The organism is Streptomyces gossypii (assembly GCF_025165795.1).
Lineage (GTDB): Bacteria > Actinomycetota > Actinomycetes > Streptomycetales > Streptomycetaceae > Streptomyces > Streptomyces gossypii.
Genome location: NZ_JAJAGO010000008.1, coordinates 192029 through 208311 on the forward strand (window position 1 = coordinate 192029; position 16283 = coordinate 208311).

A 16283-nucleotide genomic window follows, 5' to 3' on the forward strand; every position below is an offset into this window, starting at 1 on the left:
GAGGGGCGCATGTCTGATCTTCCCCGCAAAGCGGTCACACGCACGGCCAAGCTGGCAGCGCTGCCACTCGGCTTCGCGGGGCGAGCCACCTGGGGGCTCGGCAAGCGCATCGGCGGCTACTCCGCGGAGCTGGTGGGCCATGAGGTGCAGCAGCGCACCGCCGAGCAACTGTTCAAGGTCCTCGGCGAGCTGAAGGGGGGCGCCATGAAGCTCGGCCAGGCACTCTCCGTCTTCGAGTCGGCACTTCCCGAGGAGGTCGCCGGCCCTTACCGGGCGACGCTGACCAAACTCCAGGAGGCCGCCCCGCCGATGCCGGCGAGCACCGTGCACTCCGTGCTGGAGCAGCGGCTCGGCGAGGACTGGCGCGATCTGTTCGAGGAGTTCGAGGACACCCCGGCTGCCGCGGCCTCGATCGGCCAGGTCCACCGCGCGGTCTGGCACGACGGCCGGGACGTCGCGGTCAAGGTGCAGTATCCGGGCGCCGGTGAGGCCCTCGTCTCCGACCTCGCCCAGCTGGGCCGCTTCGCCCGGCTGATGAGCCCGCTCATTCCGGGCATGGACATAAAGCCGCTCATCGCCGAGATGCGCGAGCGGGTGACCGAGGAGCTGGACTACGGCCTGGAGGCCTCGGCACAGCGCGTCTGCGCGGAGGAGTTCGCGGACGACCCGGGGGTGTTCGTCCCCGGTGTCGTGCACCAGAGCGATCAGGTACTGGTGACGGAGTGGATGGGAGGAGTGCCACTCGCACGGGTCATCGCGGAGGGCACTCCGGAGGAGCGCGACCGTGCGGGGCAGTTGCTGGCCCGTTTCCTGTTCTCCGGCGCGGCCCGGACGGGGCTGCTTCACGCGGATCCGCATCCGGGCAACTTCCGGCTGCTGACCGAGGATCCGGCCGGGCCGGGCGAGGGCGAGTGCCCTCCGGAGCGGTGGCGGCTGGGAGTGATGGACTTCGGCACGGTCGACCGGCTTCCCGAGGGCCTGCCGCCGACGATCGGCCTCGCGCTGCGGATGACGCTCGACGGTGACGCCGACGCCGTCTACCAGCTACTCCGTGACGAGGGCTTCGTCAAGGAGTCCATAGAGCTGGATCCGGAGGCCGTGCTCGACTACCTGGTGCCGATCATCGAGCCCGCACGAGCGGAGAGCTTCACTTTCAGCCGGGGCTGGATGCGGGACCAGGCGACGCGGATCGCCGATCTGCGTTCCCCGGCACACCAGTTGGGCAAGCAGCTCAATCTGCCCCCGTCGTATCTCCTGATTCACCGGGTGACGCTCAGCACGATCGGCGTGCTCTGCCAGCTCGGCGCCACCGTCCGGATGCGCGACGAGCTGGAGGAGTGGGTCCCCGGATTCGCTCCCTCACCACCAGACGGGATCGATGCGGCCCTCGATGGCACGGATATAGGTGCGTGAGCACTCTTCGCAGAAGTAGCACCGGCCGCCCTTCTCCACCGAGCAGACCCAGGTGACCGGAATCCCCTCGGCGACCGCGCCACAGCGAGTGCAGACCGTCTCACCCGACTCGTTCTCTTCCACCTTCCCGAAGATAGACCCGGATACGCGAAGGAACCGGGGCGCAACGCCCCGGCTCCTCGCTCGGTCATCAGTGCCGCTTCTAGGCCCTGTGCTGCGTGGCCTTTACTGCATCACCGCCATGGCGATCGCACGGCGGGCACGCAGCGAGGCACGCTCGGCGCGGCGCTGCAAGCGGCGGGCGTTCACCACTCGCAGCGCCCTGCGTTCGGACTCGGCCTCCTGGAGGCGTGAGTGGATATGCGCACGGGTCAGGGATTCTGGCATGAGTTGCATTTCTCTGTTCCTGTTCTGCGTCGGGGTGCCCGCGTCGGTTCGACGCGGGGAGTAGGCGCCTGAGGCCGTATGCCTCATCGCCTGGTGCTGCTTCGCCGGCTGGCGTCGGGGGTCCCGTGAGGACGGGCTGCTGAGAGTGCCCCGGGCATTCATGCCACAACCGGGTTCTTGCGGGGACGGCCACGCGGCCGCTTGCGCGGCACGACGACGCCCTGGACGAAGAGCTCGCCGCCCCAGACACCCCAGGGCTCACGCCGGTCCTTCGCACCGGCGAGGCATGCGTCACGCAGCGGGCAGGTCTGGCAGAGCGACTTCGCGTACTCGACATCAGCGGGAGCCTCGGCGAAGAAGACCTCCGGGTCGTACGAGCGGCACGGCACGGCGACGCCGAGGCGCTCAATTGCCTCGTCGAGCGCGGTGAGAGTGGTGAGCGGGGCGGTCAAGGTGTCCTCCGTGGCGTCGGGCGGGATCAGGTCGGTGGTCGGTGACGTGGCGTGCGTCTCGATCTGCACTGTCGGGTCTTCCTCGTCTTTTGGTCTGTCGTCTGGTCGGCCCGGCTGGTGGCCGGGCGGCTGGGGAAAACAGAAGGGCCGCGGATCCCGATGTGGGTTCCGCGGCCCTGGAAGGTACCGACCTGATCTTGCTGATCAGGCTGGATCTCTCCAGGGATCGTGGCCACGGAAGGCCCACATCGAGTGCTGCTGCGTCTTCTGGCTTCCTTCGCCGGCACCGTTGGCTGCAAATGCAGAGACATAGGACTGCGCCTGTGCCACTGCCGCCGCGGGTGCCTTGATCGGTCGCTCATCGCCGCCGAGCCGCTCATTACCGCCGACGAGCACGACACCGGACACACCGGCGCTGTGCAGGCGGACAGAGGGCAGGCAGGAGGCAATCACCGAGTGACCGGTCAGTTTGGTGGTGTTGATGAGGTCAATCACTGGGCTCGCCTCCTTTCGGCGTCTTGAGGGACCGGTCGAAGCTGGTCCGTGGATGTTCAGCGTTCAGTACAGCATGGAAAGCTCGGTGCGAGTAGCCCCGCCCTGTCCACGTCTGGAAGGCTATGAGGCTGCGTGCCGCTGGCGCAAACTATTTTCCCGTCTGTTCTGTAACAGCCTCTGTGACAGGCTCCGGGTCAGACTCTGCGGCGGCGTCTGTGACGGGCTCCGGGACAGGCGCGACGACTGGTTTCTCGCCCGCTTCCCCGCTTGCTTCCCCGTCCGCCTCAGCGCCGGGCTCCCCGCCCGCGCAGAGGGCCAGTACGTCGGCCCCGAAGCGGTCCAGCTTGCGGGCACCCACCCCGGAGATCCGAGACAGCCCGGCCGCGTCGTCCGGCACCGTCTCCGCGATGGCCATCAGTGTCTTGTCCGTGAAGACGCAGTAGGCAGGCTGGCCGAGCTCCTTGGCCTGGCCCGAGCGCCACTCCCGCAGCCGGTCGTACAACTGCTCGTCCAAATCCGAGGGGCAGCCCTCGCAGCGCATCAGCTTCATCTCTCCGGCATCGGTCAGGGTGCGCCCGCACACCCGGCACAGCACCGGGCCGCGCCGCTTGCGCCCCCGGCCGCCACCGCCGCGCTCGACACCGCCGGCTCCGCCGCCGCCCGCCGTACGGGCACCGGACGTCGAGGAGCCCGGCCGCAGTCCGTTGAGGAAGCGGCTGGGGCGGCGTCCGGCGCGGCCGCCAGGGGAGCGGGAAAGCGCCCAGGAGAGCCCGAGGTGGAGCCGGGCCCTGGTCACCCCCACATACAGCAGCCTCCGCTCCTCCTCGACCTGCTCGTCCGTCTTGGCGTAGGTGATCGGCATCATGCCCTCGGTGAGACCCACCAGGAAGACGGCGTCCCACTCCAGCCCCTTGGCCGAGTGCAGCGAGGCGAGCGTGACGCCCTCGACCGTCGGCGCGTGCTGGGCGTTGGCCCGCTCGTCCAGCTCGGCGACGAAATCCGCGAGCGCGGCCTGCGGGCTGGCCCGGCGGAAGTCCTCCGCCAGCCGCACCAGGGCGGCCAGCGACTCCCAGCGGTCCCGGACCGCCCCCGAACCGGCCGGCGGCTCCGTGGTCCACCCCCGGGAGGTCAGCACCGCCCGCACCTGGGAGGGCAGGTCCACCGCGTCGTCCAGCAGGGTGTCGTTCCCCCCGGCGCGCGCCGCGCCACGCAGTGCGACTCCTGCCTCGCGCACCTCGGCACGCTCGAAGAACCGCTCGGCGCCACGGAGCTGGTACGGCACCCCCGCGTCGGCAAGTGCCTGCTCGTACACCTCGGACTGCGCGTTGATCCGGAAGAGCACGGCGATCCCGCTGGCGGGCACCCCGGAGTCGATCAGCGCGCGGACCCGCTTGGCGGTGCCCTCGGCCTCGGCGGGCTCGTCCGGGTACTCGCTGTAGACCGGGTCGGGGCCCGCCTCGCGCTGGGAGATCAGCTCCAGCCGGTGCTCAGCGGCACGGCCCCGGGCCTGACCGAGCAGTCCGTTGGCGAGGTGCACGACCTGTGGGGTGGAGCGGTAGTCGCGGACGAGCTTCACCACCGTCGCGTCGGGGTGCCGGGTACGGAAATCAAGCAGGTGGTCGGGGGTGGCGCCGGTGAAGGAATAGATCGTCTGGCTGGCGTCGCCGACCACGCACAGGTTGTCGCGGTCGCCCACCCAGAGCTCCAGCAGACGCTGCTGCAAGGGGCTGACGTCCTGGTACTCGTCCACGACGAAGTGCTGATACTGGCCGCGCACCGTCTCCGCGATGTCCGGGCGGTCCTGGAGCACACCGACCGCCAGCAGCAGCACATCCTCGAAGTCGATCACCGAGCGGTCCCGCTTCAGCTGCTCGTAGAGCGCGTAGATCCGGCCGGTCTCCGCCGGGTCGCGCGGGGCTTCGCGGCCGGATTTGGCCAGCGCCGCCGGGTAGTCCTCCGGCACGGCCTGACTGACCTTGGACCACTCGATCTCCGCGGTGACATCGCGCAGTTCGTTGCGGTCGAGCCGGATACGGCAGCGCGCGGCAGCCTCGGCCACCAGCTGGATCTTGCGCTCCAGCAGCTGGGGCAGCTCGCCGCCGACCGCGCGCGGCCAGAAGTACTGGAGCTGGCGCAGCGCGGCGGAATGGAAAGTCCGCGCCTGGACACCGGTGGCTCCGAGCTGGCGCAGCCGCCCGCGCATCTCGCCCGCGGCGCGGTTGGTGAAGGTGACGGCGAGAATGCTCGCGGGCGGCAGTATCCCGGCCCGCACCCCGTAGGCGATCCGGTGCGTGATGGCCCGGGTCTTGCCCGTGCCCGCCCCGGCCAGCACGCACACGGGCCCGCTGAGGGCCGTGGCGACCGCACGCTGCTCGGGGTCGAGCCCCTCCAGCACGGCGTCGGCGTCCTGCGGCGGCAGCACGTAGTCGGAGCGGACCGCGGCCCCGGGGGCAGGCGGGGCGCCGGGATCCTGAGTTGCCTGGGATGCCTGGGGGAAGAGAGTGCTGTCCGTTGCTCCTGTCACCCCTCCATGCTGTCAGGTCCCCCGAGGCTCCTGAGCCCGTCGTCCACAGCCGGGGCGGATTGTTCGTACGATTCCGGCGGCTACGGGACAGCCCATGAGGGCCGGAGAAGACCGGGAGACGGGAATGCCCCGGGAGGTTCGCACGTTCCCTCTTCGCAATCCCCACGATGACGCACGAAGGAGCGCGAGCGCCCATGCCGGGTACCGGAACCGTGACGATGTACAGCACCACCTGGTGCGGCTACTGCCGTCGACTGAAGGGCCAGATGGACCGCGAGGGAATCGCGTACACCGAGGTGAACATCGAGCACGACGCCGAATCCGCAGCCTTCGTGGAGAAGGCGAACGGCGGCAACCAGACGGTGCCGACGCTCCAGGTGATCCCGACCGCCGGAGGCGAGTCGGTAGTCATGACGAACCCGAGCCTGGCCCAGGTCAAGCAGGCCCTGGCCAGCTAGGGCGTCCTGGGCCTGCCGGAGGGGCGAGCCGGCCCGAGCGCCCGGGTGTGACACACCCGGGCGTCGGCGGGCGGCACCGCGGCGCGGCCGCGGGAGCGTCTACAGCGGGCGGGGCAGCGGCTTGCCGTACCAGAGTTCGACGAGCCGGGCGGCGATGGATATCCCCATCAGAGGCAGCACCTCGCCGGATTCGATCCCGGACCGCAGCTCGTCGCGGGTGAACCATCGGGCCTCTTGTATCTCCTCACCGTCCACCTGCACCTCGGGCGAGGTCGCGTGGGCCATGAAGCCCAGCATCAGGCTGGACGGGAACGGCCACGGCTGGCTGGCGACGTACTCCACATCGCCGACGGTGACACCGGCCTCCTCGGCGACCTCGCGGACAACCGCGCGCTCGATCGACTCTCCCGGCTCCACGAATCCGGCGAGCGTGGAGAAGCGCCCCTCGGGCCAGTGCACCTGGCGGCCGAGCAACGCGCGGTCCTCGTCATCGGTGACCAGCATGATCACCGCCGGGTCGGTGCGCGGATAGTGCTCGGCGCCGCACGCCTGGCAGCGGCGGATGTGTCCGGCCGCGGCGATGACCGTACGCTCGCCGCACCGCGAGCAGAAGCGGTGCAGGCGCTGCCAGTTCTCCAGGGCGACGGCGTGCACCAGGAGCTCCGAGTCGCGCTCCGAGAGGAGCGTGCCCGCCTCGCGCAGCCCGGCGGGGCGGGCGGCCTCGTCCATCCGCCCGGGCAGCGAATCCTTCTGCAGCGCGAAATAGCGCACGCCCTCGGCATCGATGCCCAGGAAGTAGCGGTGCTCCTCGGTGACGGGGGCGTCGAAGGAGGGCATGGTCACCAGTTCGGTGCGCCCGTCCTCGGTGTCCTCGACGAGTGCCTGTCCGCCGGATACCACGAACACCCTGGTGGTGGGATGGCTCCAGGCCGCCGCCAGCCATGCCTCGTCCAGCCGGTGGTGGGCGGCGCGGTCGATGGTGCCGGTGCCGGACAGGGTGATCGGCAGCTTGGCGGCACGGTCGGTCCAGGTGGTCACGGCTTCCCGAATCCCCTTGTCATCGGTGTGCGTATCCGAGATGTCCATCGGTGCGGGTACGCGGTGCGCTCGGTGTGCGTTCGTCGGTGTCAGCGCGCGCTCCAGTGTTCGGCGAGGTCTTCCCAGAGGTAGGCGGCGGACTCCGCGCCCTTCATCAGCAAGTCCAGTTCGACCTTCTCGTTCGGCGCGTGCCAGCCGTCCGACGGGACAGAGATGCCCAGGAAGAGCACCGGGACACCGAGCACGTCCTGCAGATCGGCCGCCGGTCCCGAACCGCCCTCACGGGTGAGCCGGATCGGCTCACCGAAGGCGCGGCCCATCGCCCGCAGCACGGACTGGAGCGCGGGGTGGTCGAGCGGGGTGAGGCAGGGACGGGTGGCGCCCCAGAAGGTGATCTCGTGGCGGATGCCCGGGGGCAGCAGCCGCGCGGTCCATTCGCGCACCGCCTGCTGGATCTTCTCGGCGTCCTGTCCGGCGACGGTGCGGAAGGAGAGTTTGAGCTGCGCACGGGACGGCACGATCGTCTTGCCGCCCGGGCCCTGGTAGCCGCCGCTGATGCCGTTGACCTCGGCGGTGGGCCGGGCCCAGACGCGTTCCAGGGTGGAGTAGCCCTCCTCGCCGAGGGCGGCGTGCGAGTGGGCCGTACGAAGCCATGCGCTCTCGTCGAAGGGCAGTTCGGCGAAGAGTGCGCGCTCCCGGGGCGACAGCTCCACGATGCCGTCGTAGAAGCCGGGCACCGCCACGCTGCGGTCCTCGTGGTGCAGGGCGGCGGCCAGCCGTGCGGCCTCGGTGGCCGGGTTGGGGACGGCGCCGCCGAAGGAACCGGAGTGGATGTCCTGATCGGGCCCGTACAGGTCGATCTGGCAGTCGGTGAGGCCGCGCATGCCGGTGCAGACCGTCGGGGTTTCCGCCGACCACATGCCGGTGTCCGAGACGAGTGCCGCGTCACAGGAGAGCCGGTCGGCGCGGGCCCGGATCAGCTCCGTGAAATGCGCGGAGCCGGACTCCTCCTCGCCCTCGATCAGCAGCTTGAGGTGGACGGCGGGTGCGGTGCGGCCGGTGGCCGCGAGATGCGCGCGGACGCCGAGTGTGTGGAAGAACACCTGCCCCTTGTCGTCCGCCGCGCCGCGCCCGTACAGCCGCCCGTCGCGTCGTACGGGCTCGAAGGGCTCGGTGTGCCAGCCGTCCTCACGGGCGGCCGGCTGGACGTCGTGGTGTCCGTAGACCAGGACGGTCGGGGCCTGCGGGTCCTCGGTGGGCCACTCGGCGAAGACTGCCGGATGACCCGGGGTCTCCCACACCTCGACGGTGGGGAAGCCGGTCTCCGTCAGCTTGCCGGCCAGCCAGCCGGCGCTGCGGCGCACGTCCCCGGCATGGGCCGGGTCGGCGGAAACGGAGGGAATACGCAGCCACTCCGCGAGCTCATCGAGGAACGCGTCCCGCGAGAGGTCGAGAAAGCTGCGGACGGCGCTGTCCGGGATGGTGCTCATACGGTGAGCCTATCCGGAGCGGAGCGCGCGTCCTCACGGGTGCGGGTGGCCGCCCTCCTGGGGCCAGTCCTCGTACGGATCCGGCACGGGCTCCGGATCCGGCTCCGGCTCCGGATCCAGCTCCGGCTCGGGCTCCTCTCCCAGCAGGAGCCGCTCCAGGGCGGCCCGGCCCGGCAGCTCCGGCGGGCGCACCAGCTCGCCGGTGCGGATATAGAGGAACGCCGCGCCGACCGCCGACACCGGTACGCCCCGCTGCTCGGCCCAGGCCAGCCGGTAGACGGCGAGCTGGAGCGGGTCGGCGTTCCGGCTGCGGTTGGTCTTCCAGTCGACGATCTCCCAGAGCGTCTCGCCCTCCGGCCCCTCCTCCTGGTAAACCGCGTCGATACGGCCGCGCACCGTACGACCCGCGAGCGTGAGCTGGAAGGGCGCCTCGACCCGGTACGGCGTGCGGCGGGCGTACTCGGTGCGCTCGAAGGCTGCCTTCAGCACGGCCAGGTCTCGCTCGTCCGCGATCTCCGAAGGCTCCTCCTCGCCGACGCCGCCGCTCCCGCCGCCCGCCCCCGGCAGTTCGTCCGGGCCGAGCATCGGCAGGGTCAGCTCCTCGAAGCGGGACTCGACCCACGCGTGAAAGCGCGTCCCGCGCCGGGCGGCGGCCGGCTGCGGCGGACGTGGCATGGGGCGGGCCAGCTCCCGCGCGAAGGTTCCGGGATCGGCCGCCAGCCGTGTCAGCTGCGAGGCGGAGAGCGAGGCGGGCAGCGGGACGTCGCGTACGACCGCGCGCGTACGGCGCAGCTCGGTGGCGAGTGCCTCCAGATCGCGGTCCCAGGAGGCGGTGAGACGGGCCTCCTCGGGAGTGAGCCCGTCCGGCTCCCCATCCGGCTCCGCCCCGGAGGACGCGGGTGCTCCCGGCTCTGCGGGCTCTGCCGGTGCCCGCTGCGCCGGGATGCCGCTCCCGTAACCTCCGGGGTCTCGCGGGTCTCCGGGAGCAGCGCCCGCGCCGCCCTCCTCAAGGTACGCCAGCACCCGCGCCTCCGCCTCCCTGCGCCGCGCCATCGCCCCCTCGTCCAGCGGCAGCGGCCAGGCGCGCTCCTCGGCGGGCTCCTCCAGAGCGGGGTTTCCGGCGCCCTCGGCCGGTGCCTCGGCCCACACCTCCACCTCGCCGTGTGCCTCGTCGGCCTCGCAGTGCGCCCGCAGGGCCTCCAGGAAGGCGGACGGGCCCCGCTGCCGTTTCTGGTCCGGACCCCACCAGTGGCCGGAACCGAGGAGCAGTGAGCGCGGACGGGTGAAGGTCACATAGCCCAGCCGCAGTTCCTCGGTGGCCTGGTGGTCGCGCAGCTCGGCGTCGTACGCCTTGCGCGCCTTCGCCGTCCACTCCCCCATCCGGGGCAGCGTCGCGGCGTCCCCGCGCAGGGCGTGCGGCAGGACGCCGGGCCGGGACAGCCAGGAGTCGCGGCTCTGCTCGCTGGGGAAGTGCCCCGCGACCAGGCCGGGCGCCACCACGACATCCCATTCGAGTCCCTTGGCCTTGTGCGCGGTGAGCACCTTCACGGTGTCCTCCCCGCCCGGCAGCGAGCTGTCCAGGCCCTTCTCGTACTGCACGGCGGTGCGCAGGAAACCGAGGAAGGCGAGCAGCGTCGCCTGGCCGTCCAGATTCGCGAAGCCCGCAGCGATGTCCAGGAAGGAGCTGAGGGTCTCGCGGCGGCGGGCCGCCAGGGCGTGCGGCGAGGCGGACAGCTCGACCTCCAGTCCGGTGACGGCCAGCACCCGGTGCAGCACGTCCATCAGCGGCTCGGCCAGCGAGCGCCGCAGTTCCCGGATCTCCGCCGCGAACCGGGCGAAGCGGACCCGGGCCGCCGCCGAGAAGGGCAGCTCGTCCAGCTCACCTCGGCCTTCCAGGAAGGTGTCGAGGGCGTCGGCCAGCGAGATGACCTCCGTGGTGTCCACCCCCTCCACGGCCGCCGCGAGCCGTCGCTCGGCATCCCGGCTGCCCGGCTCGTCGCGCTGGACGAGCCGCCGCGCGCGCCGCCCCAGCAGGGCGAGGTCGCGGGGGCCGATGCGCCAGCGCGGCCCGGACAGCAGTCGCACCAGCGGAGCGTTGGCGGTCGGGTCCTGGAGGACCTCGCACATGGCCACCAGATCGGCGATCTCCGGCAGGTGCACCAGCCCGGACAGGCCGACGACCTCGACCGGCACCTCGCGCGCGACCAGCGCGCCCTGGATCTCGGCGAAATCCCCGCCGGTACGGCACAGCACTGCGATGCTGCCGGGCGGCGTGCCCGTACGCACCAGATGGGCGACGGAGTCGGCCAGCCACGCCAGCTCCTGGGCGTGCGTCTCCAGCAAGGCGCAGCGCACGACGCCCTCGTGCTCGGCGCCGGGCGCCGGACGCAGCGCCTCGACGCCCTCGTGCCGGGCGCGCAGCGGGGCGGCAAGGGTGTTGGCGAGGCGCAGCAGACGGCCGCCGCTGCGGCGGTTCTCGCTCAGCGCGAGGCGGGGGGCCGGGCTGCCGTCGGCGGCCGGGAAGTGCTCGGGGAAGTCGTCGAGGTTGGCGACGGAGGCGCCACGCCAGCCGTAGATGGCCTGGCAGGGGTCGCCGACGGCGGTGACGGGATGCCCCGCTCCCGCGCCGAAGAGTCCGGCGAGCAGGATGCGCTGGGCGACCGAGGTGTCCTGGTACTCGTCCAGCATGACGACGCCGAACTCGCCGCGCAGCAGACGGCCGACCTCCGGCACATCGCGCGCGAGGGTGGCGGACAGGGCGATCTGGTCACCGAAGTCCAGCAGGTCGCGCTCACGCTTGCGGCGGCGGTACTCCTCGACGAGGCCGAGCAGCTCGCCACGGGCGAGCGCGGCTTCGGGGATCTTGCGCAGATCCTGGTTCGTCAGCTCCGCCTCCGCCAGTTCGGCGAGCAGCCCTGCGTCGTACGCGCGCAGCTCGGCGGGCGGGACCAGGTGCTCGGACAGCTCGCCGTCCAGCGCGAGGAGGTCGCGGACATGGGTGCTCAGGGCGTTGCGCAGCCCCTCGAAGGGGCCGCTGGCGGAGGCGAGTACGCGGGCGGCGAGCTGGAAGCGGGTGGCATCAGCGAGCAGCCGGGTGCCCGGTTCGATGCCGAGCCGGAGGCCGTGCTCCTTGAGGAGGCGTCCGGCGAAGGCGTGGTAGGTGAGGATCTGCGGCTCGCCTGGCGGCTCCTCAGGGAGCACGGCCCCCGGCTCGCCGGGGTCGGTGACCCCGGCACGGACGAGCGCGGCGCGCACCCGCTCGGCAAGCTCCCCGGCGGCCTTGTTGGTGAAGGTCAACCCGAGCACCTGTTCGGGGGCTACCTGCCCGGTGCCGACCAGCCAGACGACGCGCGCCGCCATCACCGTCGTCTTGCCCGAACCGGCTCCGGCCACGATGACCTGCGGTGCGAGCGGGGCGGTGATGCAGGCCAGCTGCTCCGGGGTGAAGGGAATGCCCAGGAGTTCCTTGAGCTGCGCGGGGTCGGTGAGAGGTGCGGGCACGAGGGAGACGCTAACGGTCGCCACCGACAGCGGGCGACTCGTCCGCCCCGTCGCCGACGACCCGGCTCACTCGACGATCCGGCTCACTCGACGACCTGGCGGCCCTCGGGCTGCGCCGAGCAGGAGCTGCGGAAGGCGCAGTGCGCGCAGTGCCGTCCGGTCGCGGGGGTGAATCGTTCATCCAGCACCCGCCCCGCCGCCGTCGCCAGCAGCTCCCCGATCTCTGCCGAGCCCGCCTCGTCCGGCGCGTCCTGCCGCTGCACGGCGGGCAGCGCGTCGCCGCCCTCCCGCTTGGGGGCACCCAGCCGCAGCTGGACGAGTTCGGCGCCACCCGGCGCCGGACGGCGGCCGTCGAACAGTGCGTCGGCCGCGCCCTCGGCCATGGCCAGCTGATAGACGGCGAGTTGCGGGTGCCGGGCGATCTCGGCGCTGCTCGGCTTGACCTTGCCGGTCTTGAAGTCGACGACATACGCGCGCCCCTGCGCGTCCGTCTCGACGCGGTCCATGCTGCCCCGGATCCGGATCGCGTACTCACCGGCGTCCAGCGTGACGTCGAAGGCGTGTTCACTGCCGACCGTACGGCGGCCCGCGCCGCGCTCCATCACATGCCAGCGCAGGAAGCGCTCCAGCGCGGCACGGGCGTTCTCCTTCTCCTGCCGGGACTTCCAGGGCGCGTCGAACGACAGCCCGTCCCACACCGAGTCCAGCCGCTCCATCAGTACGGACAGATCGGCGGGCGTGCCACCGGAGGCGACCTCGTCCGCGAGGACGTGGACGACGTTGCCGAAGCCCTGTGCGGCGGTGGCGGGCGTGTCCGCCTTCACCTCCCGGCCCAGGAACCACTGCAGCGAACAGGTGGTGGCCAGCTGCTCCAGCGCGCTGCCGGAGAGCGCGACGGGCTGCGTCCGGTCCCGTACCGGCAGCTGCGAACGAGTCGGCGCGTAGAGGCCCCACCAGCGCTGCGGATGCGCGGCCGGTACCAGCGGATGGTCCTCGTCGTCCCGCAACGCGGCCAGCCGCGCCAGCCGCGCGGCGGCGGCCTCCCGCAGCGCGGGGGACGCGGCGGGGTCGACGGTGACGGCGCGCAGTTCGGCCACCAGCGCCGCCACGGACAACGGGCGGCGGGGACGGCTGGTGACGACCCGGGGTTCGACACCCAGTTCGGTCAGGAACCGGGACGGCTGGTCGCCGTCGTCGGCCTGGGCGCGCACAGCCGTGACGACCAGCCGCTCCCGGGCCCGCGTCGCCGCCACGTAGAACAGCCGCCGCTCCTCGGCGAGCAGCGCACCCGGCGGCAGCGGCGCCGCCAGGCCGTCGCGGCCGATCCGGTCGGCCTCCAGAAGCGAGCCGCGCCGCCGCAGATCCGGCCACAGCCCCTCCTGCACCCCGGCGACCACGACCAGCCGCCACTCCAGGCCCTTGGAACGGTGCGCGGTCATCAGCCGTACGGCGTCGGGACGCACGGCACGGGCCGCGACGTTGTCGGCCGCGATGTCCTGGGCATCGATCTCCTCCAGGAAGTTGAGCGCACCACGGCCCCCGGTACGCTCCTCGGCCCTGGCCGCGGCGGCGAACAACGCGCACACCGCGTCCAGATCCCGGTCCGCGTTGCGCCCGGCCGCGCCGCCGCGCTGCGCGGAGCGCTCCAGCCGACCGGGCCAGGCGGTGCCGTCCCACAGCTCCCACAGCGCCTCCTCGGCCGTGCCACCGCCGGCCAGCAGCTCCCGCGCCTTGCGCAGCAGCAGCCCAAGCCGCTGGGCGCCTCGCGCGTAGGCCGGGTCGTGGGCGACCAGCCGTTCGGGCTCGGCCAGCGCCTCGGCCAGCAGCGTGTCGGAGGGACGCGGCACGGGGTGGCCCGCCGCCCGCTCCTCGTCCCGCAGCGCACGTCCGAGCCGTCGCAGGTCGGCGGCGTCCATTCCGCCGAGCGGGGACGCGAGGAGCGACAGCGCCGTCGTCGTGTCCAACCACACTTGCGGCTGTGCCGCGCTCTGCCCGTCCTCGCCGGGTGCCGCGTCCGGCCCCGGACCGGGGACCGCAGCGCGTGTGCCGCCGCTCACCGCGCCGGGTGCGGCCTCGGCCCCGCTCGCTGCGGCAGCGGGGGCTTCGCCCTCCGGAGGCAGCGCACCGACGTGCGGGGCGGCACCTCCGGAGGGGGCAGCGCCTGCGCCGGGCGTGTCGCCAGTTGTGACAGGCGAACTCCCGGTGCCCCCGGATCCTGCCCGGGCGTCGGGCCCAGGGGCCGCGGGCGACGCGTCTGGTGCGCCCGCTGCGCCACCCGCTGCGGCGGCGGGAGACCCCGGTGCGGTGGGTGCGCCAGAGGTGGCGGGCTCAGGCGGGTTCGGGGCGGTCGCCGCGGAAGGCTGGGTGGTGCCGGGCTGGGCGAGGGCGTCCGTGCCGTCGGGGGCGGGTGCGGGGTCCAAGGATTCGGCCGTGCCGGGTGGCGGTGGCGGCGTCGTGTCGGCCGTCGCCGCGTCGGCTACCGCGCGCAGCGCGGTGAGCAGGGGTGCGACCGCTGGTTCGTGGCGCAGCGGCAGGTCGTCGCCGTCGATCTCCAGCGGGACGCCCGCCGAGGTCAGGGCGCGGCGCACGGCCGGGATCGACCGGCCGCCCGCCCGCACCAGGACGGCCATCTCGTGCCAGGGCACGCCTTCTTCCAGATGGGCCCGGCGCAGGATGTCCGCGACGGTGTCGAGCTCGGCTCCCGCCGTGGGGCAGGTCATGACCTCCACCCGTCCGCCGCCGCGCGCCGGAGCGAGGGCACGGTGCGCGCGTACGGCGTCGGCGGGGAGTCGGCTGAGCGGCATCCGGCGGGTCAGTTCGCGGGTGGCCTTCAGCAGCTCCGCGCCGGAGCGGCGGTTGGTGCCCAGCACCGCGACGGGCGCGGGGCTGCCGTCAAGCCGCGGGAAGCTGTTGCGGAAGTCGAGGATGCCGTTGATGTCCGCACCACGGAAGGCGTAGACGGACTGGTCGGGGTCGCCGAAGGCGGTCAGCGTCCGGCCGCCCGAGGCCAGCGCGCTCAGCAGCCGTACCTGGGAGGGGTCGGTGTCCTGGTACTCGTCCACATAGATCGCGTCGTACCGGCCGCGCAGTTCTCGGGCGACCTCGTCGCGCTCCGCGAGGAGCACCGCGCGGTGCACCAGTTCGGCGTAGTCGAGTACGCCCTGCGCGTCCAGCACGTCCAGGTATTCGGCCAGGAAGTCCGCCGCCGCCCCCCAGTCGGGACGTCCGGTGCGGTGGGCGAACGCGGCCAGCGCGTCGGGGCCGAGGCCCAGTTCGCGGCTGCGGGCGAGCACCGCCCGCACCTCGTCGGCGAAGCCACGGGTGGTGAGGCAGGCGCGCAGCTCGTCGGGCCAGGCGGTACGGGCGCGGCCCTCGGCCGCCAGCTCCAGCTGTCCCGCGAGCAGCTCGCGGATGTAGAGGTCCTGTTCGGGCCCGGACAGCAGCCGCAGCGGCTCCGCGAACAGATCGGCGTCCTGGTGGGCCCGCACGAGCGCGTAGCAGTACGAGTGGAAGGTGGTGGCCTGTGGCGCGCCGGACCCCCGGTTGCGCGCTGCCATCCGGTCGCGCAGCTCGACGGCGGCCTTGCGGCTGAAGGTCAGCACGAGGATGCGCTCCGGGTCGCCGCCCTGGCGCAGCCGCTCGGTGACGGCCTCGACCAGCGTCGTCGTCTTGCCCGTGCCCGGCCCCGCGAGCACGAGGAGCGGGCCGCCGGGATGGTCAACCACCGCACGCTGCCGTGCGTCCAAAGCAGGGAGATCGACAGGCTTCGGTGGGGTGCGCACCAGGCGGTACACACTGGCCGGCGCGGCTGGCCGGGTCGTCGCGGACGGGATGGAGGAGCTCACGTGCATCGCCTAGGAGAGGGTCCGTGCTGGGTGGTGCAGACGCTACGCCAGTGGACACGCGAGCCGCAGCGCGATACCCCCGTCCCTCGTACGGAGGTACCTCGTACGGACGGCCCCGCACTTGTGATCAGCCGGGATGAAGGAAGCTGGTACCTGTGATGCGCAGCAGGTGGTCAGCCCTCCGTACGCTCTCGGCTCTCCGGTACGGCGCCGTCCCACCGGGCCCGGCGCAGATCAAGCCGGGGTATGTGGCCCTCGGCCGCGGGCGGGGCGGGGCGCAGCGGTGTGCCCTCCTCGCGGTACTGGTCCATCGCGCGCAGCTCGTGGCCCGGCAGCAGCACGCCATCGGCCCGCACGATGCGCCACCACGGCACCGCGCCTCCATACAGCGCGAGCACCCGGCCCACCTGGCGCGGCCCGCCGGACAGCGCCTGCCTGGCACCGGCGCCCGCGCTTCGGCTGCCGCCTCCCGCTCCCCCGCCGGCTCCGGACGCCGCCTCCGCTTCTGCCCGGGCCTCGTCCTTGAGCCATTCCGCGACGTCGCCGTACGTCATCACCCGCCCTTGGGGAATGCGCTCGGCGACATCCAGCACCCGCTCCGCGTACTCCGGCAGTCCGGGGGTCTCCGGCAGCTCCGGCAGTTCACTTCCTCGCATGGTCAACATGGTGCCGTATCCCAC

The 16283-nt window shown here is 72.6% G+C and carries 11 protein-coding genes; 2 read left to right on the forward strand and 9 right to left on the reverse strand.

The genetic code is table 11. The features are described 5' to 3' along the window. The first annotated feature begins 9 nt into the window (after positions 1 to 9). A complete protein-coding gene (locus tag LHJ74_RS18620; RefSeq protein ID WP_260219205.1) occupies positions 10 to 1413 on the forward strand; it encodes an ABC1 kinase family protein in 1404 nt (467 codons plus the stop codon). A 225-nt stretch (positions 1414 to 1638) separates the two neighbouring features. Here the strand turns inward: LHJ74_RS18620 and LHJ74_RS18630 are convergent, their stop codons facing one another. The 4 genes from LHJ74_RS18630 to LHJ74_RS18645 all read right to left on the reverse strand — a co-directional run bounded on the left by LHJ74_RS18630 (position 1639) and on the right by LHJ74_RS18645 (position 5271). Then, positions 1639 to 1962 carry a putative WhiB-interacting protein gene (locus LHJ74_RS18630; protein WP_260219206.1) on the reverse strand — a complete coding sequence of 108 codons (324 nt, stop codon included), beginning with the start codon at positions 1960 to 1962 and terminating at the stop codon, positions 1639 to 1641. After that, positions 1959 to 2321 carry a WhiB family transcriptional regulator gene (locus tag LHJ74_RS18635; protein WP_260219207.1) on the reverse strand — a complete coding sequence of 121 codons (363 nt, stop codon included), beginning with the start codon at positions 2319 to 2321 and terminating at the stop codon, positions 1959 to 1961. Before LHJ74_RS18635 ends, LHJ74_RS18630 begins: the two co-directional genes overlap by 4 nt. A gap of 135 nt (positions 2322 to 2456) precedes the next feature. Beyond that, positions 2457 to 2747 (reverse strand): hypothetical protein, encoded by a 291-nt coding sequence (locus LHJ74_RS18640; RefSeq protein ID WP_260219208.1) that lies wholly within the window; start codon positions 2745 to 2747, stop codon positions 2457 to 2459. A gap of 148 nt (positions 2748 to 2895) precedes the next feature. After that, positions 2896 to 5271, reverse strand: a complete 2376-nt coding sequence (locus tag LHJ74_RS18645) for an ATP-dependent DNA helicase UvrD2 (protein ID WP_311203323.1) — start codon at positions 5269 to 5271, stop codon at positions 2896 to 2898. Positions 5272 to 5465: 194 nt separating this feature from the next. Between LHJ74_RS18645 and LHJ74_RS18650 the strand changes: the two genes are divergently transcribed. After that, positions 5466 to 5729 carry a glutaredoxin domain-containing protein gene (locus tag LHJ74_RS18650; RefSeq protein WP_260219209.1) on the forward strand — a complete coding sequence of 88 codons (264 nt, stop codon included), beginning with the start codon at positions 5466 to 5468 and terminating at the stop codon, positions 5727 to 5729. 99 nt (positions 5730 to 5828) lie between these two features. Here LHJ74_RS18650 and nudC read toward each other — a convergent pair whose 3' ends face one another. From nudC to LHJ74_RS18675, 5 genes are all read right to left on the reverse strand, one after another. Further along, on the reverse strand, positions 5829 to 6767 hold the full coding sequence (nudC, locus tag LHJ74_RS18655; RefSeq protein WP_260219210.1) for an NAD(+) diphosphatase: 939 nt from the start codon (positions 6765 to 6767) through the stop codon (positions 5829 to 5831). 89 nt (positions 6768 to 6856) lie between these two features. Continuing rightward, positions 6857 to 8257 carry a dipeptidase gene (locus tag LHJ74_RS18660; protein WP_260219211.1) on the reverse strand — a complete coding sequence of 467 codons (1401 nt, stop codon included), beginning with the start codon at positions 8255 to 8257 and terminating at the stop codon, positions 6857 to 6859. Between the two features lie 33 nt (positions 8258 to 8290). Then, on the reverse strand, positions 8291 to 11758 hold the full coding sequence (locus LHJ74_RS18665; RefSeq protein WP_260219212.1) for an ATP-dependent DNA helicase: 3468 nt from the start codon (positions 11756 to 11758) through the stop codon (positions 8291 to 8293). 83 nt (positions 11759 to 11841) lie between these two features. After that, the gene (locus LHJ74_RS18670) at positions 11842 to 15609 is read right to left on the reverse strand and encodes an ATP-dependent helicase (RefSeq protein ID WP_260219213.1); all 3768 of its coding nucleotides are present in this window, start codon (positions 15607 to 15609) and stop codon (positions 11842 to 11844) included. Between the two features lie 167 nt (positions 15610 to 15776). After that, positions 15777 to 16259 carry an MGMT family protein gene (locus LHJ74_RS18675; RefSeq protein WP_260219214.1) on the reverse strand — a complete coding sequence of 161 codons (483 nt, stop codon included), beginning with the start codon at positions 16257 to 16259 and terminating at the stop codon, positions 15777 to 15779. Between the last annotated feature and the right edge of the window lie 24 nt (positions 16260 to 16283).

Bases quoted from the DNA above. Each gene is read 5' to 3' on its own strand.
- LHJ74_RS18620 (WP_260219205.1), top strand. From the start codon at position 10: ATGTCTGATCTTCCCCGCAAAGCGGTCACACGCACGGCCAAGCTGGCA.
- LHJ74_RS18630 (WP_260219206.1), bottom strand. From the start codon at position 1,962: ATGAATGCCCGGGGCACTCTCAGCAGCCCGTCCTCACGGGACCCCCGA.
- LHJ74_RS18650 (WP_260219209.1), top strand. From the start codon at position 5,466: ATGCCGGGTACCGGAACCGTGACGATGTACAGCACCACCTGGTGCGGC.
- LHJ74_RS18675 (WP_260219214.1), bottom strand. From the start codon at position 16,259: ATGCGAGGAAGTGAACTGCCGGAGCTGCCGGAGACCCCCGGACTGCCG.
- LHJ74_RS18660 (WP_260219211.1), bottom strand. From the start codon at position 8,257: ATGAGCACCATCCCGGACAGCGCCGTCCGCAGCTTTCTCGACCTCTCG.
- LHJ74_RS18670 (WP_260219213.1), bottom strand. From the start codon at position 15,609: ATGCACGTGAGCTCCTCCATCCCGTCCGCGACGACCCGGCCAGCCGCG.